The organism is Cobetia sp. UIB-001 (assembly GCF_044789135.1).
Lineage (GTDB): Bacteria > Pseudomonadota > Gammaproteobacteria > Pseudomonadales > Halomonadaceae > Cobetia > Cobetia amphilecti.
Genome location: NZ_CP058244.1, coordinates 436,403 through 463,210, shown reverse-complemented (window position 1 = coordinate 463,210; position 26,808 = coordinate 436,403). Strand labels below are relative to the sequence as shown.

22 protein-coding genes are annotated in these 26,808 nt (G+C 61.7%); 9 read left to right on the top strand and 13 right to left on the bottom strand.

Features of this window, described 5'->3' with window-relative positions; all coding sequences use genetic code 11:
• Positions 1 to 95 precede the first annotated feature (95 nt).
• Positions 96 to 1,496, top strand: a complete 1,401-nt coding sequence (locus tag HA399_RS02080; protein ID WP_404325890.1) for an NAD(P)-dependent oxidoreductase — start codon at positions 96 to 98, stop codon at positions 1,494 to 1,496.
• On the top strand, positions 1,496 to 2,848 hold the full coding sequence (gene preA, locus HA399_RS02075) for an NAD-dependent dihydropyrimidine dehydrogenase subunit PreA (protein WP_404325888.1): 1,353 nt from the start codon (positions 1,496 to 1,498) through the stop codon (positions 2,846 to 2,848). Before HA399_RS02080 ends, preA begins: the two co-directional genes overlap by 1 nt.
• Positions 2,849 to 3,008: 160 nt before the next feature.
• On the opposite strand, the gene HA399_RS02070 is transcribed toward preA, so the two are convergent.
• The 3 genes from HA399_RS02070 to HA399_RS02060 form a co-directional block, all read right to left on the bottom strand.
• On the bottom strand, positions 3,009 to 3,629 hold the full coding sequence (locus HA399_RS02070; RefSeq protein ID WP_404325886.1) for a TetR family transcriptional regulator C-terminal domain-containing protein: 621 nt from the start codon (positions 3,627 to 3,629) through the stop codon (positions 3,009 to 3,011).
• A gap of 167 nt (positions 3,630 to 3,796) precedes the next feature.
• The gene (locus HA399_RS02065; protein ID WP_404325885.1) at positions 3,797 to 5,005 is read right to left on the bottom strand and encodes a CmpA/NrtA family ABC transporter substrate-binding protein; all 1,209 of its coding nucleotides are present in this window, start codon (positions 5,003 to 5,005) and stop codon (positions 3,797 to 3,799) included.
• A gap of 50 nt (positions 5,006 to 5,055) precedes the next feature.
• On the bottom strand, positions 5,056 to 5,631 hold the full coding sequence (locus HA399_RS02060; RefSeq protein WP_054555320.1) for an ANTAR domain-containing response regulator: 576 nt from the start codon (positions 5,629 to 5,631) through the stop codon (positions 5,056 to 5,058).
• Positions 5,632 to 6,193: 562 nt separating this feature from the next.
• Here HA399_RS02060 and HA399_RS02055 point away from each other — a divergent pair.
• The gene (locus tag HA399_RS02055; protein WP_043333727.1) at positions 6,194 to 7,552 is read left to right on the top strand and encodes a NarK family nitrate/nitrite MFS transporter; all 1,359 of its coding nucleotides are present in this window, start codon (positions 6,194 to 6,196) and stop codon (positions 7,550 to 7,552) included.
• 121 nt (positions 7,553 to 7,673) lie between these two features.
• Here HA399_RS02055 and HA399_RS02050 read toward each other — a convergent pair whose 3' ends face one another.
• From HA399_RS02050 to dbpA, 3 genes are all read right to left on the bottom strand, one after another.
• Positions 7,674 to 7,841 carry a hypothetical protein gene (locus tag HA399_RS02050; RefSeq protein WP_166019763.1) on the bottom strand — a complete coding sequence of 56 codons (168 nt, stop codon included), beginning with the start codon at positions 7,839 to 7,841 and terminating at the stop codon, positions 7,674 to 7,676.
• Between the two features lie 139 nt (positions 7,842 to 7,980).
• Positions 7,981 to 8,553, bottom strand: a complete 573-nt coding sequence (locus HA399_RS02045) for a GNAT family N-acetyltransferase (protein WP_054555319.1) — start codon at positions 8,551 to 8,553, stop codon at positions 7,981 to 7,983.
• A 251-nt stretch (positions 8,554 to 8,804) separates the two neighbouring features.
• Complete coding sequence (dbpA, locus tag HA399_RS02040; RefSeq protein ID WP_404325884.1) at positions 8,805 to 10,205, bottom strand: ATP-dependent RNA helicase DbpA; 1,401 nt, start codon at positions 10,203 to 10,205, stop codon at positions 8,805 to 8,807.
• 1,140 nt (positions 10,206 to 11,345) lie between these two features.
• On the opposite strand from dbpA, the gene HA399_RS02035 reads away from it, so the two are divergent.
• Positions 11,346 to 12,953, top strand: a complete 1,608-nt coding sequence (locus tag HA399_RS02035; protein WP_404325882.1) for a hypothetical protein — start codon at positions 11,346 to 11,348, stop codon at positions 12,951 to 12,953.
• Between the two features lie 342 nt (positions 12,954 to 13,295).
• On the opposite strand, the gene HA399_RS02030 is transcribed toward HA399_RS02035, so the two are convergent.
• Positions 13,296 to 13,730, bottom strand: coding sequence for a hypothetical protein (locus tag HA399_RS02030; RefSeq protein ID WP_043333725.1), 435 nt, complete (start codon positions 13,728 to 13,730; stop codon positions 13,296 to 13,298).
• A 549-nt stretch (positions 13,731 to 14,279) separates the two neighbouring features.
• Here HA399_RS02030 and HA399_RS02025 point away from each other — a divergent pair.
• The gene (locus HA399_RS02025) at positions 14,280 to 14,624 is read left to right on the top strand and encodes a hypothetical protein (RefSeq protein ID WP_043333723.1); all 345 of its coding nucleotides are present in this window, start codon (positions 14,280 to 14,282) and stop codon (positions 14,622 to 14,624) included.
• Positions 14,625 to 14,827: 203 nt separating this feature from the next.
• Positions 14,828 to 15,142, top strand: coding sequence for a hypothetical protein (locus HA399_RS02020; protein ID WP_043333722.1), 315 nt, complete (start codon positions 14,828 to 14,830; stop codon positions 15,140 to 15,142).
• A 187-nt stretch (positions 15,143 to 15,329) separates the two neighbouring features.
• On the opposite strand, the gene HA399_RS02015 is transcribed toward HA399_RS02020, so the two are convergent.
• Complete coding sequence (locus HA399_RS02015; protein ID WP_404325880.1) at positions 15,330 to 16,496, bottom strand: PIN domain-containing protein; 1,167 nt, start codon at positions 16,494 to 16,496, stop codon at positions 15,330 to 15,332.
• A 425-nt stretch (positions 16,497 to 16,921) separates the two neighbouring features.
• Between HA399_RS02015 and HA399_RS02010 the strand changes: the two genes are divergently transcribed.
• The 3 genes from HA399_RS02010 (at position 16,922) to HA399_RS02000 (ending at position 19,762) form a co-directional block, all read left to right on the top strand.
• Positions 16,922 to 17,812: a pseudouridine synthase gene (locus tag HA399_RS02010; protein ID WP_404325878.1), complete on the top strand. Its 891-nt coding sequence runs from the start codon at positions 16,922 to 16,924 to the stop codon at positions 17,810 to 17,812.
• A 142-nt stretch (positions 17,813 to 17,954) separates the two neighbouring features.
• The gene (locus HA399_RS02005; protein WP_404325877.1) at positions 17,955 to 19,148 is read left to right on the top strand and encodes a DUF3500 domain-containing protein; all 1,194 of its coding nucleotides are present in this window, start codon (positions 17,955 to 17,957) and stop codon (positions 19,146 to 19,148) included.
• Positions 19,145 to 19,762: a hypothetical protein gene (locus HA399_RS02000; RefSeq protein WP_404325876.1), complete on the top strand. Its 618-nt coding sequence runs from the start codon at positions 19,145 to 19,147 to the stop codon at positions 19,760 to 19,762. Before HA399_RS02005 ends, HA399_RS02000 begins: the two co-directional genes overlap by 4 nt.
• 189 nt (positions 19,763 to 19,951) lie before the next feature.
• Here HA399_RS02000 and guaA read toward each other — a convergent pair whose 3' ends face one another.
• The 5 genes from guaA to HA399_RS01975 all read right to left on the bottom strand — a co-directional run bounded on the left by guaA (position 19,952) and on the right by HA399_RS01975 (position 26,646).
• Positions 19,952 to 21,526 carry a glutamine-hydrolyzing GMP synthase gene (guaA, locus tag HA399_RS01995; RefSeq protein ID WP_054555315.1) on the bottom strand — a complete coding sequence of 525 codons (1,575 nt, stop codon included), beginning with the start codon at positions 21,524 to 21,526 and terminating at the stop codon, positions 19,952 to 19,954.
• A gap of 165 nt (positions 21,527 to 21,691) precedes the next feature.
• Positions 21,692 to 23,161 (bottom strand): IMP dehydrogenase, encoded by a 1,470-nt coding sequence (guaB, locus tag HA399_RS01990; RefSeq protein WP_404325875.1) that lies wholly within the window; start codon positions 23,159 to 23,161, stop codon positions 21,692 to 21,694.
• 277 nt (positions 23,162 to 23,438) lie between these two features.
• A complete protein-coding gene (locus tag HA399_RS01985) occupies positions 23,439 to 24,557 on the bottom strand; it encodes an ABC transporter substrate-binding protein (protein WP_404325874.1) in 1,119 nt (372 codons plus the stop codon).
• A gap of 26 nt (positions 24,558 to 24,583) precedes the next feature.
• A complete protein-coding gene (locus HA399_RS01980) occupies positions 24,584 to 25,978 on the bottom strand; it encodes an ATP-binding protein (RefSeq protein WP_404325873.1) in 1,395 nt (464 codons plus the stop codon).
• Positions 25,975 to 26,646, bottom strand: a complete 672-nt coding sequence (locus HA399_RS01975; RefSeq protein ID WP_107335580.1) for a response regulator — start codon at positions 26,644 to 26,646, stop codon at positions 25,975 to 25,977. The genes HA399_RS01980 and HA399_RS01975 overlap by 4 nt, the downstream gene beginning before the upstream one ends.
• Positions 26,647 to 26,808 lie beyond the last annotated feature (162 nt).

Below are 26,808 nucleotides of genomic sequence, written 5' to 3'. Positions count from 1 at the left end.
CCAAACAAGCCGCTGCCAACCAAGGCGCGCAACCCGACTCGCCTGCAAGACCAACAACAACGACCCCGCGCCTGAGCGCGGGCAGGAGCCACACCGTGACCACATCCTCCACTCCTTCCCACTGGGCCCCGAGCGGGCTCGCGGAAGAGGCGCTGAGTGCGCGTTTCACAGACCTGCATCCAGCGCTCAGCAAGCGCCAGGCCTTCATCGAGAGCTCGCGCTGTCTGTACTGCTACGATGCCCCCTGCATCAAGGCCTGCCCGACCAGCATCGACATCCCGACCTTCATTCGCCGTATCCACGATGACAATCTCGAAGGCGCCGCCAGCGAGATTCTCGATGCCAATATCCTCGGTGGCAGCTGCGCCCGCGTCTGCCCCACCGAGATCCTTTGCGAGCAGTCCTGCGTGCGCAATCAGGGCGATGAGTGCCAGCCGGTGCTGATCGGCCTGCTGCAGCGACATGCGCTGGACAACGCCCAGTTCGAAGCCCATCCGTTCACGCGTGGCGCCAGCACCGGTCGGCGTATCGCGGTGGTCGGCGCCGGGCCAGCCGGGCTTTCCTGCGCCCATCGCCTGGCGCGTTTCGGCCACGACGTGGTGATCTTCGAGGCCGAGGAAAAGGCCGGCGGCCTCAACGAATACGGCATCGCCCGCTACAAGCTGACCGATGACTTCGCCGCCCGCGAGGTCGAGTTCCTGCTCGAGATCGGCGGCATCGAGATCCGCCACGGCCAGCGCCTCGGCGACAACCTGGCGCTGGCCTCCCTGACACGCGAATTCGACAGCGTCTTCCTGGGCCTCGGCCTTGGCACCAGCCATGCCCTCGGCCTGACCGGCGAGGATGCCAGCGGCCTGATGGCGGCCACCGACTTCATCAAGGTGCTGCGTCAGAGTGGCGAACTGAACGCCCTGGCGGTGCCCAGACACGCCGTGGTGATCGGCGCCGGCAACACCGCCATCGATATCGCGGTGCAGGCCAGGCGCCTCGGCGCGCAGACAGTGGACCTGGTCTATCGGCGTGGCGAGGAGCAGATGTCCGCCACCCATCACGAGCAGGAAATCGCGCGCGCCAATGGCGTGATGATCCACACCTGGGCGCGCCCGCTGGCGATCGATGTGGCAGACGATAGTGGTAGAAGCGAAGAAGGTGATGACGCCGCGCTCAGCGCGATGCAGTTCGCGCGCACGCGGGTCGAGGATGGTCGCCTCGTCGATACCGGCGAGACCTTCACGCTGGCCTGCGATGGGGCCTTCACCGCCATCGGTCAGGGCTTCGATGACGCGAGCCTGAGCGACGCCCATGCCGCAGGGCTGGCCCGCGAGGGGGCCAGGATAGAGGTGGACGAGATGCTGCGCACCAGTCTGCCCGGCGTCTATGCCGGCGGTGACTGCATCGCCCGCGGGCAGGACCTGACCGTTCAAGCCGTCGCCCACGGCAAGCTGGCCGCCGAGGCCATCCATCACGATCTGATGCTCAAGGTGGAGGCCGCCTGATGACCATTCATACCCCGCTCAATGACGACAACGCCCGCCCGGCAGGTGCTGGATCAAGCGGCGATCACGTCGCCAGCTACAAGGCCGATCTGTCGGTCAACTTCGCCGGCATCCGCGCCCCCAACCCCTTCTGGCTGGCCAGCGCCCCGCCCACCGACAAGGCCTACAACGTGGTACGCGCCTTCGAGGCCGGCTGGGGTGGCGTGGTCTGGAAGACGCTGGGTGAAGACCCGGCCGCGGTGAATGTCTCCTCCCGCTACTCGGCGCACTATGGCCCGAATGGCGAGGTCAGCGGCTTCAACAACATCGAGCTGATCACCGACCGCTCGCTGGAGATCAACCTGCGCGAGATCACCCAGGTCAAGAAGGACTGGCCGGACCGCGCGCTGATCGTCTCGCTGATGGTGCCGTGCGAGGAAGAGGCCTGGAAGACCATCCTGCCGCAGGTCGAGGCCACCGGCTGTGACGGCATCGAACTCAACTTCGGCTGCCCCCATGGCATGCCGGAACGCGGCATGGGCGCGGCGGTGGGCCAGGTGCCGGAGTATGTCGAGCAGGTCACGCGCTGGTGCAAGACCTACAGCTCGCTGCCGGTAATCGTCAAACTGACCCCCAACATCACCGACGTGCGTGAACCGGCCAAGGCCGCCTGGCGTGGCGGCGCCGATGCCGTCTCGCTGATCAACACCATCAACTCCATCACCCATCTGGATCTCGACCGCATGGTCGCGCATCCCATCGTCGGTGACCGCAGCACCCACGGCGGCTATTGCGGCAGCGCCGTGAAGCCCATCGCACTGAACATGGTGGCCGAGATAGCGCGCACGCCGGAAACCGCCAACCTGCCGATCTCCGGCATCGGCGGCATCTCCAACTGGGAGGATGCCGCGGAATTCATCGCCCTCGGCGCGGGCAGCGTGCAGGTGTGCACGGCGGCAATGCTGCACGGCTTCCGTATCGTCGAGGAGATGAAGGACGGCCTGGGGCGCTGGATGGACAGCAAGGGCTATCAGCGTATCGACGAGTTCTCCCGCGCGGCGGTGCCCAACACCACCGACTGGAAGCAGCTGGACATGAACTATCAGGTGATCGCCCGCATCGACCAGGACAAGTGCATCGGCTGCGGACGCTGCTACATCGCCTGCGAGGACACCTCGCACCAGGCCATCATGCATCTGGCCAAGGACAACGGCACCGCCCGCTATGAGGTGAAGGACGCCGACTGCGTGGGCTGCAACCTGTGCGAGATCACCTGCCCGGTCGAGGACTGCATCAGCATGGAAGTGCAGGACACCGGCAAGCCGTACATGAACTGGATGGAGGACCCGCGCAATCCGCATCGCGCGGCCTGATCGCCTGATGCTCCTCTGATCGCGGGGCGCAGCTAGCAATAGATGGGAACCAAAAAAGGGGCTGCCAGCAATGGCAGCCCCTTCTTGATTGGCTTGATGATCCAGCAATGATGATCGTGATTAGCTTCATGATAATATAACCATGAAGTTACCCGCCATCTCAGGCGGACAATCCGACACCCTTCAGCAGCACCCGCGTCACGTTCTGCACCGCCTGCTCGAATTCCCGATCACTCAGCGCCTTGCCCTGATTGAGCACCGCGATCTGATGATCGAAGTCGGCGTAATGCTGGGTGCTGGCCCAGATCATGTACAGGTAGGCAGAGGCATCGACGTTGTCGATGCGGCCCTCGCCGATCCACTGGCGCAGACGTGACTTCTTCATCTCGGCCCACTCCTCGAGCCACACCGTCAGCTCTTCGCCCAGCACCGGCGCACCCTGCATGATCTCGCTGGCCCACACCTTGGAGCCATAGGGGCGCTGGCGCGAGTGCATCATCTTGGCGCGTATGTAGGTGGAGAGCACCAGCTGCGGGTCGTCGTAGGCCTCGAAGCACAGCGCATCTTCCTTCCACAGCGCCAGCAGGCCATCGAGCACCGCGCGATACAGCGCTTCCTTGGTGCTGAAGTAGTAATGCAGATTGGACTTGGGCAGCTCTACCTCGGCGGCAATATCGACCATGCTGGCGCCGACATAGCCCTTGAGAGCGAAGATCTTTTCGGCGGCGAGCAGGATGCGGCCGACATTATCCTTGCGAATCTGAGACTTGCGAGTGGTCATGCGATCCCCTGACGCGGTGCTGGCAGTGCGATGAGAATATCACAACCGCACTGCCAACATGTCTGAGCCGTCAGGTTTGCCCTGTCATCCGGCAAGGGCGACGACTTCTCTGCAAGTGCTGTGCAATCCCGCGCCAGCGCGGATCGGCAAGAACCGCGCCCGTGACATCACTCGAAGACCGCGCCGTCGATGAAGCCATCCGCCGGCATCGGCACCTGGCCCGCCTCACCGCTCAGCCACCAGGGCGCCGGATGCGTGCCTTCACTGCGCTCATCCGCCACCGGTACCACCATGCCCAGCCTGCGGGCCGCCGTGCGGTAGAGATCCGGGCGCACACAACGTGTCAGCGTCGCCTCGAGATCCTCGTCATTGAAGCCCTGCAGATGCCCCCAGCGCTGCATCTGGGCGATGTACCAGCGCGTCTGGGAACGCCACGGGAAGTTGGCCGCATAGCGATGGAAGATGGTCCAGCCGGGATTGTGCTGCTGGAAGTCGTCCACCGACTGCTCGACATCGACGTCTTCCAGCCCGCGTGTCACCACGCTCATCGGCACCTCCGGCATGCCCTCTTCGTGCAGCCACTCGGCGGCCCTGTCCCGATTGCCGGGGCGGTCCAGCCAGGCGCAGGCATTGAGCAGCGCGCGAATCAGCGCCTGATGCGCCAGCGGATGCTGCTCCGCCCAGTCCTCGCGCACGCCCAGCACCTTTTCCTGCCCGAAGCGCCAGATATCGTGACTGCCCGCCACCACCTGCCCCATGCCCTGCGCCGCCGCCAGACTGTTCCAGGGTTCACCGACACAGAAGCCATCCAGCGCACCGCTAGCCAACTGTGCCGCCATCAGCGGCGGCGCCACGGCGCGCATCTCGACGTCGCGATCCGGATTGATGCCGCCAGCCGCCAGCCAGTAGCGCAACAGATAACGATGCGAAGAGAACGGATGCACGCTGGCCAGCTTGAGCAGTGGCTCGCCACGCTGCTTGCGCTCGTGCACATGCGCCGCCAGCGCCTTCGCGACCTGCAACGGACTGGAGAGGTCGTGGCCGTCCTCGCCGAGGGTGGCCATCAGCGCGCGCGACAGCGTGATGGAGTTGCCGCCCAGGTTGAGCGTCATGGCACTGATCACCGGCGTGGCGCGGCCATCCAGGCCCAGGGTCGAGGTCAGCGGCATCAGCGCCAGCATCTGCGCCCCCTGCAGCACACCGGTCTGCAGGTCATCACGCAACGCCGCCCACGAGGGTTGCCACTTGAGTGTCACCGCCAGCCCCTCCTCGCGGAAAAGCCCCAACTGCTCAGCGACCACGAAGGGCGCGGCATCATTGAGTGGCATCAGGCCCAGCGTCAGCTGATGGCCATTCAGGGGTACATCTGTGGGCATCACGCACACCTCTTGAACGATCGAGAGAGAAGGACAGTACGGCGACCGGCTCAGCGCCGACGCGCGGCCTTGAGCAGCTCATCGGCCAGCTCATGCAGGGCCAGGCGCCGGTTCATGGCGGTCTTGCGCAGGTATTGGTAGGCGGCATCTTCACTGAGCCCACGCGTCTCCATCACCACGGCCTTGGCGCGATCGACGCTGCGCCGCTGCACCAATGTGGTCTGGGTACGGTTGAGCTCCCCCTTGAGCGCACGGTGCGCCTCGAAGCTGGTGATGGCGACCTCGACCATGCTGCGCACCATCGCTGGCATGACGTGGTCCACCACATAGGCCGAGACACCGGCGCCAGCCGCCTCACGCACGAGGTCCGGGGCATCTTCACTGGCCAGCATGATCATCGGCTTGGGATAGCGTCGCCCCAGCTGGCCGAGATGCTCCAGGGTGTCGCGGCTGGGCAGGTCGGCGTCGATGATCACCGCATCGGGCTGATGCTGCTCGACCAGCGCGTGCAGGTCCTCGTGCTCGTCAACGCGCAGCGCCACCTCGAAGCCGGCGCTCAATAGCGCCTGCTCCAGCGCGGCGGAGCGCTCACTGCGGACATCGACGATCAGCACGGTCACGGGCATGTCAGGTTTCCTTGGGTCGGGCATGAGACTTGCCGTACACCCAAGCAGGATTCGTGCCGCAATCTGGTGCAACCCTGCGGCCAAAGGCCTTCAGAGCGGCCGAGCCGAAAGCGTCGCTGCACTGCAATGAGGCACGCGCCTGCCCGACCCTCCCAGCGCCATCTGCGTGCGCCAGACTGGTACCTCGCGCCTTGCTGACGCACCGCCAGCGCGCATCGAGCGCGCATCCAGCCCGGGACACCGCCTGCGCGTGCCAACCTATTGCCCTCGCCAAGCCATTGATCTTCTGGGACTTGTCCCGCCCACACCCCCGCAACTGGCGCGCTACTTGCTTTGTTCCTGTCACTTGCCGCACAGACGCTCTGCTGCCGGCAACCATGGCATCACCGACTGCTGCCATCGCTATCCATGACGTGGACCAGGCTCTTCGGAGTACGAGTGCGTCGAACCAGGCCCCTCAATGACGAGGCGCCCTTGCTGTCGTTCATTCACAGCCGTTCGACCACTCGCCGAGCACACCTGACTTCGTGCCCGGCACCGACGCTGAATCAGGAGCCCACTCATGGATATCCGCAACAAGGCCAGCCGCATCCGGCTGTTCAGCTTCAACACCCCGCAAATGCGCGCCTTCCACATGTCGTGGTTCGCCTTCCACGTCTGCTTCTTCGGCTGGTTCGGCATCGCGCCGCTGATGGCCGTGGTGCGTGACGACCTCGGCCTGACCAAGACCCAGATCGGCAACACCATCATCGCCTCCGTCGCCATCACGGTGATCGTGCGCCTCGCCATCGGCGTGCTGTGTGATCGCATCGGGCCACGCAAGGCCTACACCTGGCTGCTGTGCCTCGGCTCGCTGCCGGTGATGTGCATCGGCTTCGCCGACAGCTTCGAATCCTTCTTCCTGGCCCGTCTGGCCATCGGTGCCATCGGCGCCTCCTTCGTCATCACCCAGTACCACACCTCCGTGATGTTCGGCCCCAACGTGGTCGGCACCGCCAACGCCACCACCGCGGGCTGGGGCAACCTGGGCGGCGGCACCACCCAGATGCTGATGCCGCTGGTGATGGCCGGCCTGCTGATGCTGGGCGTCGAGCAGACCCTGGGCTGGCGTCTGGCGATGGTCGTGCCGGGCATCGTGCTGTTCCTGACCGGTATCGCCTACTACTTCTTCACCCAGGATGCGCCGGACGGCAACTTCAGCGAGCTGCGTGAGCGTGGTGAGCTGCCCAAGGCCGAGAAGGAATACAGCATGCGCGCCACCTTCGGCGCGGCGGCACGCGACATCCGCGTCTGGGCCCTGTTCCTCGTCTATGGCGCCTGCTTCGGGGTCGAGCTGACCATCAACAACGTCGCCGCCATCTACTTCTTCGACCACTTCGATCTCGATCTTGCCACCGCCGGTCTCATCGCGGGCCTGTTCGGCCTGATGAACCTGTTCGCCCGCACCCTGGGCGGCGTGTTCTCCGACCTGTTCGCCCGCCAGTCCGGCCTCAAGGGCCGCGTGCGCTGGCTGTTCATCGCGCTGCTGTGTGAAGGCGTCGCGCTGGTCGGCTTCGCCCAGATGGAAACCCTCGCGGTGGCCATCGGCATCATGCTGGTCTTCAGCCTCTTCGTGCAGATGGCGGAAGGCGCGACCTTCGGTATCGTGCCCTTCGTCAATCGCAAGGCGCTCGGCGCGGTCGCCGGTATCGTCGGCGCGGGCGGCAACGCGGGCGCGGTCGCCGCGGGCTTCCTGTTCCGCAGTGAGGAGCTGACCTACCAGGAAGGCCTGATGTACCTGGGCATGGGCGTGATCGTGATCTCGCTGTTCGCGCTGCTGGTGCGCTTCAGCGCTGCCACCGAAGCCGAGGAAAGCCGCGCCTACGACGCCGCCGTCGCGGACCGCAAGCAACAGAGCGAGCAGCAGCCCGCCTCGGCATAAGCGGATTTCCCTCTCCCCGAGCCAGACACAAGAAGGCCCCGTCTCATGGGAGGCGGGGCCTTCTTGTGTCTGGCGACAGCTCAGGTCAGCGGCGACTCATCGCGGCGCTGACAGCCGAGCCTCAGCTATCGGTGGCGTTCTCGACGCTATCACCGGCTTCCTCGACGGCGTTGTCCATCTTCTCACCGGCCTTCTCCATCGGGCCTTCGTCCTCGCAACCGGCGAGCGACAGGCCACCGAGACCGAGCATGGCAATCATCAGCGAACTACCCAGAGTCTTGAGCTTCATGATGTCTCTCCTTGAATCATCGGTCGGAATGACGCGACAGCTGCCATCACACTCAGGCTGCCACGTGGTGTTACCCATGACATGGAGCGGGAGCCTTGTAGTTTCAAGGGTCACGCAACGCCGAGTTGCCTGTTGCTGATCAAATACCAAGCTCAGAGAAGGTATCGGGAAACTGCACTTCACCGCCCAGCCCCTCCAGGTAGTCCGGCAGCAGCTCGAAGGCGACGAAGGAACCCGGCACGTCGTCATGATGGCAGTAGAGCCCGTAATGACACGCCGGATGAAAGCCCAGATGGGTATAGAAATCCGCATGGCCTGCCGCCACCACGGCCCCCGCCCCCAGCAGCCGGCAGCGCTTGACCGCCGAGATCACCAGCCGCTTGCCGATGCCGTGACGCTGATGCTGGGGCAGCACCGCCAGCGGCGCCAACGCCATCAGCACGCGGTCCGGGTAGCCGGAAAGCTCCACGCGCGACACCATCACATGCCCCAGCAGGCCGCCCTCGCCTTCACTGAGGTGGCGACCGGTCTCCGGGTCGGTGACACGCTCGGCCACCAGCGAGATCTGCGCCAGATTGCCTCGACGCAATCTGTCACCCAGGCGCGCTTCACGATGGCCGGCAAAGACGGATTCATGAATGCGGTAGATGCGCTCATGATCAATGAGACGTTCTTCACGAATGCGAAGATTATCGACGGCGTTGGCAGTCATCACGAGGTACCGAATCAGCGCCCTGATGGTCAGGGACGTTACCTCAAGCGTAGCCACCGCCCGCAGCGGCTGCGAGCGTCAATCTGCTGCTCAAAAAGCACGATGCCCGCCGTGGTGGCGGGCATCGCTTGGGGTGATATCAAGGTCGCATGGCAGATGAAATGCCTGGTTCAGTCCCTCTCAGGGTTCTCGCCGCTACCGGTCAGACACGTCACCGACACTGCTCGAGCATTGCGCCGACGCTGCCCGCCTCAGCTCTTGAGACGACGCGCGCGGAAGGAGCGCCCCTTGAGCTTGCCGTTCATCAGCTGGGTGAGTGCCGACTTGGCGACATCACGCTCCACGGCGAGGAAGGTGGTCCGCGCCAGCACCTTGATCTTGCCGATCTTGCTGCCTTCCAGGCCGCCGTCACCGGTCAGCGCGCCGAGGATGTCGCCGGGGCGCAGCTTGTCCTTCTTGCCACCGTCGATCTGCAGCGTCGCCATGCGCGCATGGAACGGCTCGCGCGTCAGCATGCTTTTCGAGGGCAGCGGCTCGGCTTCCAGCGTCTGCTCGAGGAATTCGCCCAGCTTGGTCAGGCGATAGTCTTCCTTCTCGGTGTAAAGCGTGCAGGCGATGCCGGAGCTGCCGGCACGGCCGGTACGCCCGACACGGTGCACGTGAGCATCGAGATCACGCGCGATCTCGTAGTTGAACACCGCATCCAGCGCTTCGATATCCAGCCCGCGCGCCGCGACATCGGTAGCCACCAGAATCGAGGTGCTCTTGTTGGCGAACATCACCAGCGTCTGGTCACGCTCGCGCTGTTCGAGATCACCGTGCAGCGCCATGGCACTGAAGCCGTGCTCATTGAGCGCATCGCTGACTTCCTGCGCCTGACGCTTGGTGTTGCAGAACACCACGCTGGATTCCGGGCGGTACTTGAGCAGCAGGATACGCAGCGCCTCGAAGCGCGCCTCGTCATCGGCGACACGGTGAAACAGCTGACGGATGCTGCTGTCATCGTGGGTGGAAGCCACCTCGATGCTGACCGGATCACGCAGCATGCGCTCGGCGATCGGACGCACGCCATCGGCGAAGGTCGCGCTGAACAGCAGCGTCTGACGCTCTTCCGGGGTCTCGGCGACGATGGCATCCAGCACCTCGGCGAAGCCCATGTCGAGCATGCGGTCGGCTTCATCCAGCACCAGGGTATTGAGCTCGACCAGGCTCAGGCTGCCCTTGCGCAGGTGCTCATCCACGCGCCCCGGCGTGCCGACGATGATGTGCGCACCGTGTTCCAGCGAGCCCAGCTGCGGGCCGAAGGGCGCGCCGCCGCATAGAGCCAGCACCTTGACGTTGTGCAGGCCGCGCGCCAGACGACGGATCTCGCCGGCGACCTGATCGGCCAGCTCACGTGTCGGACACAGCACCAGTGACTGCACACGGAAGCGCGAGACCTTGAGACGCGACAGCAGCCCAAGGCCGAAGGCAGCGGTCTTGCCGGAGCCGGTCTGGCCCTGGGCGATGACATCGCGGCCTTGCAGCATCGGCGGCAGGCTCTGCGCCTGAATCGGCGTCATGGTGTGATATTCGAGCGTGGCGAGGTTGTCGAGCAGCTCGGGCGCCAGCGCCAGAGAGGCAAAGGCAGGGGTGGCGGTGGCGTCAGTCACGGGGACATTCCTTCAATCGATGAACAGGCACGAGCCGAACGGGCTTACGCGCGGGCGCAGAGCATAGCAGAGCGTGGCCACTAACGCCTGCCACGGATGCCCGCGCCTGATACCGGCTCCCCAGGCGAGATAGCCTTTTTGAGCAACGCTCTCTCTTGCCCGCCAGACTCACCTCTCAGCACACCGTATGAGCCAGCTCGAACGTGACTCAACTCAAAGCATGATTTTCATCACAACAGGATTCGATTCCCGCCAAATATCATTTATTAATTATCGTTAATTAAACAAAATGGCCAACGGTCAGTTGGCATGACATGACACGGAAACGCATATCAGATTGTCGATGTTTCCCGAGCCTTGATTCATGCAGCGTATTCACACAAATAACGTCGCTACTCATGACGGAATAGTCATCGCGACGTTCTTGTTATCTGCCTCAGACCATCAGTGCCAATGACACACCAGGATTGGCGCATACCGAGATGGGCCCACCCCCATGCCGGGCATGAGGAATGCCACCTCTCATCAGTGATGTGCTGCTGGATACCGCTCGGCTACTGCAGTGGTGTCGCTGCGCGCCCAGAGACTAAATCTGAATCGATGTCATGAATATCAATGACTTGCAGATAGCGAAATGCTGTCTGTGCCGCATAGACGTTTTCGATCTCGGGGTGGTCTCCCGAATTGGATCGTTGCAAGCGTACTGACAGCTCGTGCGAAGCCGCTCATCACGCTGGTCATGAAACCGGTCATCAAGCCCGGTGCAAGGCACAGGTCGCCGGCACTCAGAACCGGCACTCAGAACCGGCACTCAGAACCGGCACTCAGAACCGGCACTCAGAACCGGCACTCAGAACCGGCAACACCATGGAAACAGCATTGACGTGAATCCGGCAGTTTCATTGCCGAAATGCACGGCATAACGCGCATGCAAGTTGCTGTAATAGCACGTCAAAGAGCAAATGATATCGCACGGACAGGCGATCTTTGCCGCCCGCAACACCACGGTCACCGCTGCCCCGACGACAGGGGAGCAGCAATAGAGCGGCGCAGTCTTCAAGCCGCCAGCTGTCAGAGGGGATCACGCCTCTCTACCCAAACAGCCACAAGATGTCACTACGACCCAGGGAGCAAGACGACATGAAGGACCTCTCAAGAATCACGGGCTACGGATGTATCGTGGCCGGTGTCGGCCCGGCAGGCATGGGATTTCTGTTCAATGCCCTCAAGACAGGCCAGATCACGACACTGGCCCGCCACGGACTGTTGATTCTCGATGCCGGCGGCACCCACGCCAGCGGCAAGCTTGGCGCTGGTCGGCTGGGCGAATATCGCATCACCGCCAACTCGGTCGGCGATGTATTCCTCGACTGCCTGCGCGACCCGGCACTCGCCGACGTGCTGGCCCCGCTCGAAGGCGAACCCTGCCTGGAGCGAATCCGCGCCGACCCCTACTCCTCCCCGCGACTCGATGAGATCGGCGAGCTGCTGGAAGCCGCCAGTGCCCTGGTATTGGCGCACATCACCGCCCTGCCGGGCGTCGAGATGTGGTGCGGCACCAGCCTGGACACGCTGCAGTACCTCGACGGCACCAGCATTCTGACCCTCTCGCATGAACCGGAAGTGGCCCAGCGCACGTCGCGGCTGCGCACCGAGAACCTGGTGCTCAATCTGGGCGGCCAGCAGTGCCCGGAGCGATTGACCCAGAGCCTCCACCGTCAGGGACTGACACCGTCGCGGCGCGTACGCATCTACAGCGGCGATGAGCTGTTGCGCATGCCGCCGGGGCAGCTGCGCAGCCTGCTGCTGCCGCGTCTGCGCCGTGGTGGTCGCGTCTGTGTGGTGGGGGGCTCGCACAGCGCCTTCTCGATGCTCGACGTGCTGGCCGACGCGCTGCGCAATACCCGCGTCAAGGAGATCACCCTGCTGCATCGCTCGCCGATTCGGCTGTTCTTCGAGAATGCCGAAGAAGCGCGCGCCGCAGGCTATCACTACGATGCCGAGCGCGATGTATGCCCGATCAGCGGTCGCATCAACCGTTCCGGCGGGCTGCGCTACCGGGCGCTGGCCATCGGTCAGGAAATACTGGCCACCGGCCGCATCGAAGAGTGCGCAATGGACATCCAGCTGGTACAGACCGGTCCCGGCAGTGCCCAGCGCCTGGAACTGGCCAGCGAAGTGCTCGCCGACGCGCCCATCGTGGTGCAGTGCAATGGCTATCAGCCGATTCTGCCCACCATCAGCGACGCCCATCATCAGCCCATCACGCTACGTGAAGTGAACGGCGGACTGGATTCCGATGCCAACGGCAACCCCTGCGACATCCACGGCCAGCGTCTTGCGGGCCTCTACATGTTCGGGCTGGGCGCCGGCCTTGCCGTCGACCCGACGCTCGGCAGTGAAGCCTCCTTCGATGGCCGCATCTATGGCGTCTGGCAGTTCCACAATCACGCCAGCCTGCCGGCCCTCCACGCCATCATTGCGCGCAATGCCAGTGACGACGCACTCGGCAGCGACACTGCTCACTCCGTCGGTCAGGTGATCGCCAGCGATCGCGGCATGGCCAGCGGCAGTGGAATGACCAGCGTCAGCGACAAGACCCGCGACAAGAGCAGCGCAAACAGTGTCGTCAGCGAGAAGGCCAGCGCGGAGAGTCTCGCACAGGCGAGCGAAGCCGAGGACTTCTCCAGCGCCCTCAAGGTGCTGAGTGACTCACTGGGCCTGCAGCAGAAATCCCGCATGGCGTAGCAAGGCATGACGTTACCTGAGCAAGCACAGTACTGACTGTGGGCCTTGCCATCAGATGATTACGTAATGCCGATTATGAAGCACAGCAGAGACAATCATGGGCTTTACCACCTGCACATAAGCCAACTGATTGTCTTTTGGATAAACAAAACAAGAAACCACACATAACGACGCTGGAGCCCCCACTCTCCCCGGCGCAAGCAAGCAAGGCCACACGAAGACGCACGATGGCGATACCTCCCCACACAAAAGCGCCGCCCGGGCATGTCCCGAGCGGCGCTTTTGTGTGTCATCTCAGCAAGAGCTTTGGCTGAACCTTGCAGCCAGCTCGGCCACGGGCACTTAGCGTGCCGCTTCTTCCTCAAGACGCGCCTGCTTGCCACCGAGGGTGAAGCAGGTGTCGATCTCGCGCAGCATGAACAGCGCGACACAGGCGGCCAGCATCGGCCAGGCGGCGAAGAACAGCAGGTGATCGAACGGGTCCAGATACTGCTTGAAGGCAGAGAAGGTAGACCCGGCGTGCAGCAACAGCACCAGACCGTAGGTGAGGGTCTTCTTCACGCCGGTGACGAACAGCAGCAACAACACCATCTCGATGACGGCAATCGCGATGACGATGCCCTCGCCCATGCCACCGATGGCATAGAACTTCTCGAAGATGGCGGCGGCGTGGCCAGGATTGAAGAACTTGTCCAGTGTCCACATCGTGATCACGAGGAAGACCCCGAGGCGCAGCAGCAACAGGGAAATGCGGATTCGATCGGCGTACTTCGTCATGTCAATTCTCTCCAGGGGGAATGGGCCTGCGCTGCAACGCAGCGGGCACGTGTTGCTGTGTACGCACCAAGTGGCTGCCTGGTTGCATTGATCGATGATTTTTCTCGCAAAATTAATCACTTGGCAGCCCAGACCCACCTCGTGCCTCTTTGGCGCAAACGCCTGCTTCATCTGCGGGTTTAGCATCCGCGAGCTGCCATTGTTGGGCAAAACAGCAGCAGTGACTGCCGCACAAGAGACGCTGACTCTCCCGCCATCCAACACTCTGCCTTTCTCGCTGTCTGATTCATCAGCGGCTAGCGCCTTTGCTGCCTCGCCCTGACCCTGGGCCCTCGCCCCTCGACCCTCGGCCGGCCTGCCGGTTCGCCCTTCGCGCTGGAGTTTATCCACATGGCCTCCAAGACTGATCATCCCTCTGCTTGCCCGTCGTCAGACGCTTCAATGCCGGGCTCTTCCACCCAGCCCTCTCCTGCGCTGCGCTGCTGGCAAGCGCCCGGGCCTGGCGACTCTCACCTGCCGGCCCGCATTGCAAAGGCGTGCTTTCCGGCCTTGAGCGCCCAACTGCTGGCGCATGCCGCGCGCATTGCAGCAGAACGCGAGCGCGGCGAGATTCTCGACTACGCCTGTGCCATGAGTGCGGTGCCGACGGTGATTCAGGAGATCTGGCTGGCCAGTGGCGAGCTTGAGACATTCGCATTACGCGAAGGCATCCAGATCGAGAGCCTGGCGGAGCTGCTGGGTGAGCACACTCCGCCTGACAGCCCCGCCACCGCTGCACAAAGTGGCGAGCCAGCGCGGGTCGTGAGGCCCCTTGATACTTTCGACTGGCTGCATCTGGCGCTGGAGCAGCTGTTGCAGATACATCAGGATAAGCAACGTTTACACTCAGACTGATGTATCTCGGCGCCAAAACTCGTATGGTGAGAGAGAGGCTCGGCCTGTCGTCGATCAAGATGGCGCGCGAGTCTCGAGCACGACTGTCATATGCACGACTGGAACGCATTTCTGGTACGAGCAACAAGGCACGACATCAAGCACAGCACGCGGAGCAGAACATCACGATCGATCATTGAAAACGACCAGCCGAGGAGGTTCACATGAAGGTCTACAAACCTGAATGGCGTTGCACGCTCGACGTGACGGAAGGCCCCGACCCCACCGCCCGCTGGAAAACACGGCTTGCCTGGCGCTTGCGCGCCCTCGCCGACCGCTTTGATGGCGGTAGTCGTACGATGAAGATTGACTGCAATGTCACCCCGGCGCTCACCCGCGAAGAGGTCGACACCTGCCTGGGCAAGGGCTTTGCCCTCAGCCAGAATCTGATGCTGCAACTGGCCAACCACAGCGCCTGCGAAGATGTCCTACGCGACGCCAAGGCCGAGCTCTACGAAGAAGAGCAACACCCGATGTAACGGTCTGATCTCAGTAGAACCCCGCAGATCACCCCATCGGTGAACGTAGTCCGCAAGACGCATGAAAAAGCCCTCCCGGCGACGCCGGGAGGGCTTTTTCTTCAAGCGGCCAAACATCTGAATTATATAAATAATTGCCAAAAAAATATAAATCAATCCTCTGATCAGCCACTAGCACTAAAATCTATCACATTGGTTCAACATCACCAAAGTTCGCTTCTTGTAAAGTTTCTAAAACCTCTACTCTATCGACATTTAAGTTCTTAAAATCTTGAGAAAAATCACCTGTAAGCGTTAGCAGAATTGCTGTGTTATATTTTTCTTTAGCAGTGTGAGTGGTATTAACTAGATTCATATAGCTATCATCCACAAAGTCTTTCATATAAAAACTGAAATCAGCTTCCACTTCTACATCGACAGTTGCGGATAGCTTTAAAACAACCACACCGCCGCTAATGCTAACAACATTCACAACTACTTCGCCGTGCTCATCACAATCAAGTTCATGAGAAATATAGGAAATAGACACATTATCCCATTCAAAATATAGATATGAGCTTGCTGTTACTGCGACCTCATAGTTCTCTACGCTACTTATCAGATTGCTTTCAATGCTATCTAGTATATGATTATCTTCTTGAAGCATAGAATCTTCAATAATCTGCCCCATAATACTTACCACTTGACTATGAGGCTGAAGAATTTCTAAGGCTTCAGGTAATGTGCTTACAACAGTTATTCTGTTTGAGCTTTCAGCAAAATCTTTCCAACCTATATCTTGACTTACAGCTAAAACGTTAATCTTATTCTCTTCGCCCCAAGCTTCAAGAGACAATAAAGCTATAGCATCTGGAAACTCATTCTTTTTATCCTTAGATTTTTCAAAAGGCGCTGTAGTTGAAAAGTACTTAGCCAACAACTTTGAAATATCAAGATATTTATCTGACTCTATTACTTCAGCACCAATTAAACCATAGTATTTTAACAAGCGATTTTCACATATACTCTTCTCATCATCCATCGAATCTAATAGTGCTCTAGCTGCTTCTATATTCTCGTCACTTATATGCAACTGCTTTTTAGCTGATCTTAATGCTTGATTTATTGATGAGCGCGCTCTAGTAATCTCGCTCCCCATATGCTTAATTGCTTCATTGTGAACAATATCAGTTTGGGCAACACGAATAGGACTCGTTCTAAATTGAACCATCTGATACAAAAGCCCATCATAAAACCTATAACCCTCACCTTTTAACACTGCATTATCAATAGTTAATGCCCCAAAATCTAGCTCTACTCGACTAATATCTTTGCTTGTAACAACCTTACCTACAATACTCCTAAAGTTAATCATATATCATCCTCCATCTAACCTTCATGTATACAACTAAAGAAAAGCTTATGGACTTCTATTGCAATCAAAAAATAACGCAAGAAACAAACATAAAGAAGATAAGAAATAAATTTCACACAGTGTGATTTTAATCAATGTCCTCAAAACCATTTACAAGAACAAAAAATAACAATGACAATGGGTAATTAGCACACATGGTTTGCTTTATAAGACCACACGTGAGGCTCACTTACAAGCATTTACAACCTATAACATCTAAAGGCATTTTAAAGATTTGGTTGAAATTAGCGAAACTTATTTAAAATAGTACACGGTGTGAAATGTTTTGATAATTTACAATTTTAATTGAACTTGATACCACTCGCTCCCCACCTCACCCTGTACAATGGCTCCCTCAAGCCGCTCCTCCCAACCTCAGGCCTTCCATGTCCATTTCCGCGCGTCCTTCCAAGCTGAGCCTGCCTCAGGTCAATCCCGGTGTGACGACGGTGCTGGAGTATCTGCTGCTCAAGTTTCCGGCGATTGCCGAGTCACGCTGGCGCGAGCGCATGGCCGAGGGCAAGGTGCATCGCGATGATGGCTCGCGGATTACGCCAGAGTCGCCCTACCAGCCGCACCTGCGCGTGTTCTATTACCGCGAGGTGGCAAGCGAGCCGAGCATCCCCTTCGCGGAGCGGATTCTCTATCAGGATGAGCACATTCTGGTGGCCTACAAGCCGCACTTCCTGCCGGTGACACCCGGCGGCCTGTACGTGAACGAGTGCCTGCAGCAGCGACTGCGCAAGCGCACCGGGATAGAGGCGCTACAGGCGGTGCATCGGCTGGATAGGGTCACGGCGGGGCTGGTGCTGTGCTCCGTCAATCCCGACACGCGCCCCCTCTACCATCAGCTGTTCAAGTCGCGGAATATCCACAAGACCTATCAGGCCATTGCCGAGATACACAGCGATGAATCCCTGGTGGGCCAGCAGTGGGAGGTGAAGAATCGTCTCGAGCAGAGCGAGCAACGCTTCCGCATCCATGTCACCGAGGGCGCGGCCAACAGCCACTCGGTGATTCGCTGCGTGCAGCAGACAGACAGCCAGGCATTGTTCGAGCTGCACCCTGTCACCGGCAGAACCCACCAGCTACGCGTACATATGCAGACGCTGGGCTGGCCGATCCTGAATGACCGCTACTACCCCGTGCTGCAACCGCTCTCGCCGGATGACTACGTGCGCCCCTTGCAGCTGCTCTCCAAGGGATTCGAGTTCATTGACCCCGTCACCGGCGAGGAAAGACGCTTCGAATACGACGGTGACCTGACACTGGCGTGAGCCGTGACATGGCCCGTAGCTGTCGTCGCCAGCCGACGCACAGGCCCCGGCATGTGCACAAAAAAATCATCGCCCCAGAGCTTCCTGCTCGACGTCAGGCGGGCTAAGGTTTTCCTCCTGTCCCCGGAAAATAGGCCCAACGATGTCCCGACGTCTCGCAGTGACCGGAGGAGCCGCGCTGGCCGCGCTCCTGTCCTTCCCCGTCCTCGCACAACAAGGGCACGACGGGCCGCCGCCCGATCACGATGGCCCGCCGCCGATGTCAGCGGAAGACCAGGCCCTGAGCGAGGCACTGCGCGCGCGCATGGGCGACACCAGCACCCAGATGCAGAGCGTGCCCATCCCCGAGAGCGCTGCCGAGTGCGGCGACACACCCGGTTATGAGCGCATGCTGTGCCTGATTGATCTGCTCAAGGCGGATATCTCCGACGATGACATCCTGCAGAATCTGCAGCATGACTACTCCCTCGCAGAGGCCGAGAACTGGAGCAATCTGCCCGCTGGCGCCTTCCCGAAACGCCCCGGTGTGCTGCTGGGCGAGCTGAACATCAAGCAGCGCGGCCTCGTCAAAGCCATCATGCTGGAAGCCACCGGCCACGCGCCCGATGAAGGCTTCGACGAGATGCTCCAGACGCTCAACGCCGATGACTACATCAACACCGTCAGCACCGACTACAAGGCCGGTTACTCCTCCTACAACACCAAGTTCGCCTTCCTCGGCACGCCCGGCGAGTCCGGCACCTGGGAGCTGTACTACGGCGGCCACCACATGGCCTTCGCCAACACCTACACCGACGGCAAGCTGGCTGGTGCCACGCCCTCCTTCCGTGGTGTGGAACCCTTCCCCTATTTCGAGATGAACGGCCGCGTAAACGAGCCGCTGACCCAGGAACGCGATGCCTTCGCCACCCTGTTGAGCTCGCTCTCCGATGATCAGAAGGCTGAGGCCACGCTGGAAGGCACCTACCGCGATATCCTCGCTGGCCCCCAGGCCGACGATGCCATCCCCGAAAGCTATGAAGGCATGCCGGTCTCCGAGTTGGATGATGACCAGCGAGCGCTGCTGCTGACGGCCATCGAGACCTACGTGGACGACATCTCCGCCCCCGAAGCCGCGGCCTACATGGAGAAGTACACCTCCGAGCTTCCCGAGACCTATCTCGGCTTCTCCGGCACGCCGCAGGTCAGCGCCGAAAACGATTATGTGCGCATACACGGCCCGTCGCTGTGGATCGAATTCTCGTTGCAGTCGAACAAGTCGACCAACAAGGTCGGCAACCATCCCCACTCGGTATGGCGGGATCGCACCGACGACTACGGCGGCCAGACCGAATGAGCCGGCGCGCTTCCTGGCGCACCGCCCTGCTCGCCCTTGCCGTGATCTCCCTCGGCAATGGGGCCAGCGGGGCGGGAGGCGGCCTCATCGAGACGGCTCACGCCCACGCCCTGCCCGGCAGCGTGCTGACATTCGAGCAGCAACCGCAACACACGCTGCACCTCACGCTCCAATTCCCGCGTGAAGACCTGCTGATCGCCGCGCCGGAACTGGCAGCCCTTGGCGAGCAGGCACCAAGCCAGCCCCTGCCGCAGCCACTGGCGGATCAGCTCGGCGACTACCTCCGTCACCACCTCGCCTTGTCAGCGAATCACACGCCACTGACGCTGCAACTTGTGGGAGCGCGTCTCGAATCCACCTATCAGCCACAACTCGGCGACTACGTGCTGGTCGTCACACAATGGGATGTGAAGACCGAGGAAGCCGAACCGGACTCACTGCTGCTGAAATACGACGCCGTAATGCACGAAGTGCGCAATCACCGCGCCGAAGTCGAATGGCAAACACCCGCAGGCGACACCCGCCTGATGGCCGACTTCGGCTTCTTCCACTCCGCCCACGGTGTCCGACTCGACCTGAGCAAGGCCAGGCAGCCGCCAGTCAAGCAGGAGTGAGCCAAGCAGGAATGAGCCGAGCTGGAGTAAACAAGGCGGTTTGCGTTTCCTGAATCGCGTCCACAAAAAAGCCCTTCCGGCCTGATGGCTAGAAGGGCTTTTTGCTTGCTGCGTTCTCGTCTCGATCAGTTCAAGAGACCGTCAAGACAGAACGCTGCGTCAGCTCAGCGAGGGGTGATCGTCAGGCGATCATTCCCACTCGATGGTGGCCGGCGGCTTGCTGCTGACGTCATAGGTGACGCGCGAGACGTGCTCCAGCTCGTTGATGATGCGGTTGGAGACCTTCTCCAGCAGCTCATACGGCAGGTGCGCCCAGCGGGCAGTCATGAAGTCGACGGTCTCGACGGCACGAATGGCGATGACCCACTCGTAACGACGGCCATCGCCGACGACGCCGACGGACTTGACCGGCAGGAAGACGGCGAACGCCTGGCTGGTCTTGTGGTACCAGTCGAAGTTGTGCAGCTCTTCGATGAAGATGGCGTCGGCTTCACGCAGGATGTCTGCGTATTCCTTCTTCACTTCACCGAGGATACGCACGCCCAGACCCGGCCCCGGGAAGGGGTGACGGTAGACCATGTCGTAGGGCAGGCCGAGTTCGAGGCCGACCTTGCGGACTTCGTCCTTGAACAGTTCGCGCAGCGGCTCGACCAGTTCCATCTTCATGTCGTCCGGCAGGCCGCCGACATTGTGGTGGGACTTGATGACGTGGGACTTGCCGGTCTTGCTGGCAGCGGATTCGATCACGTCCGGGTAGATGGTGCCCTGGGCGAGGAAATCGACATCCTTGAGCTTGGCGGCTTCGGCATCGAACACTTCGATGAAGGTGTTGCCGATGGCCTTGCGCTTGGCTTCCGGGTCGCTGACGCCAGCCAGCTTGCCGAGGAAGAGGTCTTCAGCGTCAACACGGATGACCTTCACGCCCATGTGGCGAGAGAAGGTTTCCATGACCTGGTCGCCTTCCTTCTTGCGCAGCAGGCCGTTGTCGACGAAGACGCAGGTCAGCTGGTCGCCGATGGCCTTGTGCAACAGCGCCGCGACCACGGAGGAGTCGACACCGCCGGACAGGCCGAGCAGCACCTTGCGGTCACCGACCTGAGCGCGAACGCGATCCGTGAGGTCTTCGATGATCTTGGCCGGAGTCCACAGACGCTCGGACTGGCAGATCTCGATCACGAAGTGCTCGAGGATGCGCTGGCCCTGCAGGGTGTGGGTGACTTCCGGGTGGAACTGCACGCCGTAGAACTGCTTCTCTTCCCACGCCATGGCGGCGATCGGGCAGCTCGGGGTGGAAGCGGTGACGGTGAAGGTCTCCGGGACTTTCGCGACCTTGTCACCGTGGCTCATCCAGACGTCGAGCAGCGGGCGGCCTTCGTCGTCCAGGTGGTCCTTGATGTCCTTGAACAGCGCGGATTCACCGTCGACACGAATCTGGGCATAGCCGAATTCGCGCACGTTGGAGCCTTCGACCTTGCCGCCGAGCTGCTCGGCCATGGTCTGCATGCCGTAACAGATGCCGAACACCGGCAGACCCATCTCGAACACGCACTCAGGCGCACGCGGCGAGTCCAGCTCGGTGACGGATTCCGGGCCACCGGCCAGGATGATGCCGTTGGGGTTGTACTCGCGGATCTCTTCTTCGGTGATGTCGAAGGCACGCACCTCGGAGAACACGCCCAGCTCACGCACGCGACGCGCGATCAGCTGTGTGTACTGGGAACCGAAATCGAGGATCAGGATCTTGTGGGAATGGATGTCTTGCATCTTCAGTCTCTCATTGGGGAGTCGTGAGACCCGCTTCGGAGCTGCGAGGGAGCGCAGGGCCGAAACAATCTGGCGTCGAGGGTAGCCGATACCGAAAGTTCGTTCGACCCAAGCAAAGCGGGAACCCGTGTTGGGCTCCCGCTTTGCGTCGCGCTTCGCTATGTATCAGTCGCGCCGATAGTTGGGCGCTTCCTTGGTGATCTGCACGTCGTGGACGTGGGATTCGGCGAAGCCGGCACCGGTGATCTGCACGAATTGCGGCACGGTGCGCATCTCTTCGATGGTCTGGCTACCGGTGTAGCCCATGGAGGCACGCAGGCCGCCCATCAGCTGGTGCACGATGGCGCTCATCATGCCCTTGTAGGGCACGCGGCCTTCGATGCCTTCCGGTACCAGCTTCTCGACGCCGGCATTCTTGTCCTGGAAGTAACGGTCGCTGGAACCCTGGGTCTGGGACATGGCGCCCATGGAACCCATGCCGCGATACGCCTTGTAGGTACGACCCTGGAACAGCTCGACTTCGCCCGGGGCTTCTTCCGTCCCGGCGAGCAGGCCGCCGATCATGACGATGCTGGCGCCTGCGGCGATGGCCTTGGCGATGTCACCGGAGAAGCGGATACCGCCATCGGCGATGACCGGCACGCCGTACTTGGCCATGGCGTCCGCGACGTTGGCGACGGCGCTCATCTGCGGCACACCGACACCGGCGACGATACGCGTGGTGCAGATGGAACCCGGGCCGATGCCGACCTTGACGCCGTCTGCGCCGGCTTCTGCCAGGGCGATGGCGGCTTCAGCGGTCGCGATGTTGCCACCGATGACCTGAATCTTCGGGTGGTGCTCCTTGACCCAGGCGACGCGGTCGATCACGCCCTTGGAGTGACCGTGAGCGGTGTCGACGACGATGACGTCAACGCCGGCTTCGGCCAGTGCAGCGACGCGGTCCGGGGTTTCCGGGCCGGTGCCGACGGCGGCGCCGACCAGCAGGCTGCCGTTGCTGTCCTTCGCCGCGTTCGGGTAGGTCTTGACCTTCTCGATGTCGCGAACGGTGACGAGGCCGCGCAGGCGGAATTCGTCATCGACGATCGGCATCTTCTCGATACGGCTTTCCTGCAGCTTGGCCTTGATCTGGTCCAGCGGCGTGCCTTCCAGCACGGTGACCAGCTTCTCGCGGCCGGTCATGATGCCGGCGACGGTATCGCTGAAGTCAGGCTGGAAGCGCATGTCGCGACCGGTCACGATGCCGACCAGGTATTCGCCCTCGACCACCGGGAAGCCGGAGTAGCCATGCTCCTCGGACATTGCCAGCAGATCCTGGATCTTGGCCTTCGGGCTGACAGTGACCGGGTCACGCACGATGACGCTTTCGTGCTTCTTGACCTTGCGGACTTCCGCGGCCTGCTGGGCGATGCTCATGCTCTTGTGGATGATGCCGACACCACCTTCCTGCGCCATGGCGATGGCCAGGCGAGCTTCGGTGACGGTATCCATCGCAGAGGAGATAAGCGGGATATTGACGCTGATGTCGCGTGTGAGACGTGATCTCAGGCTGACGTCCTTGGGGAGGACCTCGGAGTAGCCGGGGACGAGAAGAACGTCATCAAACGTCAGAGCTTCTTGCGCTATACGTAGCATGTCGAACGCCCAGTAGCAGTTTATGAGGGATGCGCGAAAGCCGCAGTGCAGGGCCCGATGGACAGGCGCCATGACTACGGTTCTAGCGGTTGCTGCGAGGTAATCACCCATGATAACCCATTCGCCCCGCCCGAGACAAACGTCGCAGGCTATCAAACTCGCAACTTCACGTCCCGGCGGCACTAACCATCTGGTCAACTAAAGCCACGGATGGCGCGGCCTGCGGGCTGGCGGGCGGTGAGAGCGTAACGACTGCCTGCCACTGCGAAGGCGGCCATCAGGGCGTCGGGGCGCCACCCGAATAGGCATCGAACCAGCGGGCCAGAAAGTCATTGCGACGCGCGGTGTCCAGCATGCTCAGCGAAGAGGCATCCAGCGGCTGCGGATACAGCCGCTGACCGACCTGATCACGCAGTGACTGGGCGGTGAAAGGGCCGACGATATCGTCCCGGATGCTGTAGAGCGGCGTCTCGCCAGCCACGACATGCTGACCTTCGCGACCGATGAGGAAGTTGATGAAGGCGCGCGCCTGTTCCGGGTGCGGGGCATCGCGGTGGATGAAGGCGGTGCGCATCGAGATCAGCGCATAGTCAGAGGGCATCTGCACGATGATGTCGGGATGCGTCTGCGCCCATTGCAGCGCATAGGAGCCCAGCAGGTTGTAACCCAGCCAGTAGCGCCCGTCACTCAGGCCTTCCAGCATGCGCTGGGTGCTGGTCTCGAGGGTGGCATCAACCCGTCCCAACGCCGCGACCAGCTTCCAGAAGCGCCCCGAATAACGGGAATCCTGCAGGTAGAGCGCATAGCCCAGCGCACTCTTGGAGGGCGAATAGGCCACTACCCGCCCGGCCAGCGTCTCGGCGTGTTGCGTCAACAGATTCAGGACATCGGCATGCGAGACAGGCGGCAGCATCCTGGCGGCGAGGTCCAGCCGGTAGGCCATCACGATGGGCTCGAAGGTGAAGGCGAAGACCTCATCGCGCCACTTGGCCCATTGTGGCCATTGCCGCGCCTCGTCGCTGTCGAGTCGCTGCGCCAGCCCCTGATTGACCAGCGCCACCTGCCACGGCATCGCGGAGCTGAGAATGACGTCAACCCGAGGGTCTGGCTGCTGGGCTCGAGCATTGACGGCCATCGAGCTTCGGTCACGGTAATCGAGCTCAACGTCGGGATAGCGCCGCGTGAAGGCCGCCAGCAGGGGCGCCGCGACCTCGCGATCCATCGCCGCCTCGATCACCAGACGAGCCTGGGTGGGCGCCGCAGCCGCCTTGACTGGCATCGCCGCCGCGAGAATGGCCACACTGGCCCACAGCGCGAGCAGCAGACGATACATGGCCCGGCGTGCCCGTGTGGGAGCGATGATATGAACGATGGAGGGAACGATAGCGAAGGCCATGACGAGCGGCCTGTCAGGCGTGAACTTCATGACTGTCTCCCCGGAAAGCGAATGTGCACGCACAGCCCTCCCGCATCGCGATTGCTGACCTGCAACTCGGCCTGATGACGCAGGGCAATCGTCTCGACGATCGCCAGCCCCAGCCCCGAGCCATCGGTGTCCTGACGCCCTGCACGCTCGAAGGGCTGACAGAGTCGTTCCAGCATCTGCGGGTCGACGCCGGGGCCGTTGTCCTCGATGCTCAGCACCACTCCCCCGCCCTCTGCCTCAAGGCTCAGTCCCAGGGTGATCTCGCTGCCTGCCGGGGTGTAGCGCAGCGCATTCTCGATCAGATTGCCGATCATCTCGCGCAGCGCCCACGGCTCGCCAATCACGCAGATTGGCTGTGCCGGCAGCTCGGCCAGCCCAAGATCATGCTGGCGCGCGAGGTCGTGATCGACCCACTCCAGCACCACGCTGCGCAGCAAGTCAGCGAGATCCAGCGCGTCCTGCTGCGTGGGCAATGCCAGATGGCGCAACCGCGTCAGGTTCAGCAACTGCCCGGCCAGACGACTGGTGCGCGCGGCGCTGGCATGGATATCGCTCAAGGCTTGATGCCACTGCGCCGGCGAGTCACTGCTCAGCGCGAATTCAGCAGCGTTCTGCACGCCGGCCAGCGGTGTGCGCAGTTGATGGCTGGCATCAGCGGTAAAGCGCAGCAACGCATCGCGGGATTCCCCCTGGCGGTGGAAAAGCTGCTCCAGGGTATCGGTCAGCTCGCGCATCTCCTCGGGCATGGTGCCCGACAGCGGGCTGGCATCCTGCGGTTGGCGGCGACGCAGCTGATGACGCAGACGCTTGAGCGGCGTCAACGCCAGGCGCAGGGTGATGAAGATCATCATGGCGGCGAACAGCCCCATCACCAGAATGCGCCCCATGGCACGCGTAAGAAGCTCTCGCGCCAGCTGCTCACGCCCTTCGATGGTATGTCCGACCCAGACCTGCACGCGGAACTGCCGCTCCCAGCCCGCCGAGCGCACGCTACGCGCATGCAGGCGCCACTCGACGCCCTGATAGTGGATGTTGTGCCACACATCGCCTTCGGCTGCCTCGCGCTGCAGTTTCGCGGAGAGCGCAATGTCGAGGTTGTTTGCCAGTACCCGACCCTCATCATCGATCAGACGGTAGAAGACGCGCTCCTGATGGCGCGTGGAGAGAATCTTGAGCGCGGCGGGCGGCATCATGATGCGTGGCTGATCATCCTGCCACTGGATGGCCTCGGTCATGGTCAACAGCGCATCTTCAAGCTGGCTGTCGAAGGCACGCTGCGCCGAGCGCTGACTGGTCACCCAGGCGTCCATCATCAACAGGCCGCCGACGATGAGCATCATGCTCAGCAGCCAGCCCAGCAGGCGATTGCGCAGCTTGCCGTGAATGATCATCCGGCGTCGATCAGCTCGAGCCGATAGCCCAGCCCGCGCAGAGTGCGGATCTGGATCTCACTGCCCGTCAGGCGCTTGCGCAGCCGACTGATGTAGACCTCCAGCGCATTCGAGCCCACCTCGCCATAGCCGAACACCTTGCCTTCGATCACCTCGCGCGACACCACCTTGCCGGCGTGCAGCATCAGACTTTCCAGCAGGCGGCGCTCGCGCGGCGGCAGGTCCAGCGTCGTCTCGCACAGCGTGAACATGCCGCTGCTGGTCGACAGCGACAGCGGCCCGAAGCGCACGCTGTTGTCGCTGCGCCCTTGACTGCGCCGCAGCAAGGCACGTACGCGCGCTTCCATCTCCACCAGCGAGAACGGCTTGGCCAGATAGTCATCGGCACCGAGATCCAGCCCGCGCACGCGGTCATCGACGCCGTCCCGCGCCGTGATGATCAGCACCGGGGTCAGGTCATTGCGCTGGCGCAGCTCCGCCAGCAGGTCCATGCCCTGTCCATCGGGCAGGCCGAGATCGAGCAGGATCAGATCGAAGCCGCCCTGGCGCGCCGCGTCCCGAGCGGGGGCGAGGCTATCGAAGACATCGATGGCATAGCCCAGCGCCGTCAGACTGCGCTGCAGGGTACTGGAAATGAGGGGGTCATCCTCGACGACGAGCAGGCGCATGCGTCCAAAGTCTCAGTAAGGTGAAGGGAAAGTGACAGGTTGATGAAAGGTCGCGCTCATACCATGCCGGTATCGCATCCACGCCTGCGATGCATTGCCCAGCCAGCGCCATTGCCGCCAAGAACATAAAGCAAAAGGCGCTGCGAAGACAAAAACAACAGC

What these genes read in the sequence shown, in the direction of transcription:
- HA399_RS02010 (WP_404325878.1), top strand. Translation starts at nt 16,922, where the DNA reads ATGTCCATTTCCGCGCGTCCTTCCAAGCTGAGCCTGCCTCAGGTCAAT.
- HA399_RS01985 (WP_404325874.1), bottom strand. Translation starts at nt 24,557, where the DNA reads ATGGCCTTCGCTATCGTTCCCTCCATCGTTCATATCATCGCTCCCACA.
- HA399_RS02005 (WP_404325877.1), top strand. Translation starts at nt 17,955, where the DNA reads ATGTCCCGACGTCTCGCAGTGACCGGAGGAGCCGCGCTGGCCGCGCTC.
- HA399_RS02035 (WP_404325882.1), top strand. Translation starts at nt 11,346, where the DNA reads ATGAAGGACCTCTCAAGAATCACGGGCTACGGATGTATCGTGGCCGGT.
- HA399_RS02070 (WP_404325886.1), bottom strand. Translation starts at nt 3,629, where the DNA reads ATGACCACTCGCAAGTCTCAGATTCGCAAGGATAATGTCGGCCGCATC.
- HA399_RS02055 (WP_043333727.1), top strand. Translation starts at nt 6,194, where the DNA reads ATGGATATCCGCAACAAGGCCAGCCGCATCCGGCTGTTCAGCTTCAAC.
- HA399_RS02000 (WP_404325876.1), top strand. Translation starts at nt 19,145, where the DNA reads ATGAGCCGGCGCGCTTCCTGGCGCACCGCCCTGCTCGCCCTTGCCGTG.
- HA399_RS02020 (WP_043333722.1), top strand. Translation starts at nt 14,828, where the DNA reads ATGAAGGTCTACAAACCTGAATGGCGTTGCACGCTCGACGTGACGGAA.
- guaB (WP_404325875.1), bottom strand. Translation starts at nt 23,161, where the DNA reads ATGCTACGTATAGCGCAAGAAGCTCTGACGTTTGATGACGTTCTTCTC.
- preA (WP_404325888.1), top strand. Translation starts at nt 1,496, where the DNA reads ATGACCATTCATACCCCGCTCAATGACGACAACGCCCGCCCGGCAGGT.
- HA399_RS01980 (WP_404325873.1), bottom strand. Translation starts at nt 25,978, where the DNA reads ATGATCATTCACGGCAAGCTGCGCAATCGCCTGCTGGGCTGGCTGCTG.
- HA399_RS02060 (WP_054555320.1), bottom strand. Translation starts at nt 5,631, where the DNA reads ATGCCCGTGACCGTGCTGATCGTCGATGTCCGCAGTGAGCGCTCCGCC.
- HA399_RS01975 (WP_107335580.1), bottom strand. Translation starts at nt 26,646, where the DNA reads ATGCGCCTGCTCGTCGTCGAGGATGACCCCCTCATTTCCAGTACCCTG.
- HA399_RS02030 (WP_043333725.1), bottom strand. Translation starts at nt 13,730, where the DNA reads ATGACGAAGTACGCCGATCGAATCCGCATTTCCCTGTTGCTGCTGCGC.
- guaA (WP_054555315.1), bottom strand. Translation starts at nt 21,526, where the DNA reads ATGCAAGACATCCATTCCCACAAGATCCTGATCCTCGATTTCGGTTCC.
- HA399_RS02045 (WP_054555319.1), bottom strand. Translation starts at nt 8,553, where the DNA reads ATGACTGCCAACGCCGTCGATAATCTTCGCATTCGTGAAGAACGTCTC.
- HA399_RS02065 (WP_404325885.1), bottom strand. Translation starts at nt 5,005, where the DNA reads ATGCCCACAGATGTACCCCTGAATGGCCATCAGCTGACGCTGGGCCTG.
- HA399_RS02015 (WP_404325880.1), bottom strand. Translation starts at nt 16,496, where the DNA reads ATGATTAACTTTAGGAGTATTGTAGGTAAGGTTGTTACAAGCAAAGAT.
- HA399_RS02050 (WP_166019763.1), bottom strand. Translation starts at nt 7,841, where the DNA reads ATGAAGCTCAAGACTCTGGGTAGTTCGCTGATGATTGCCATGCTCGGT.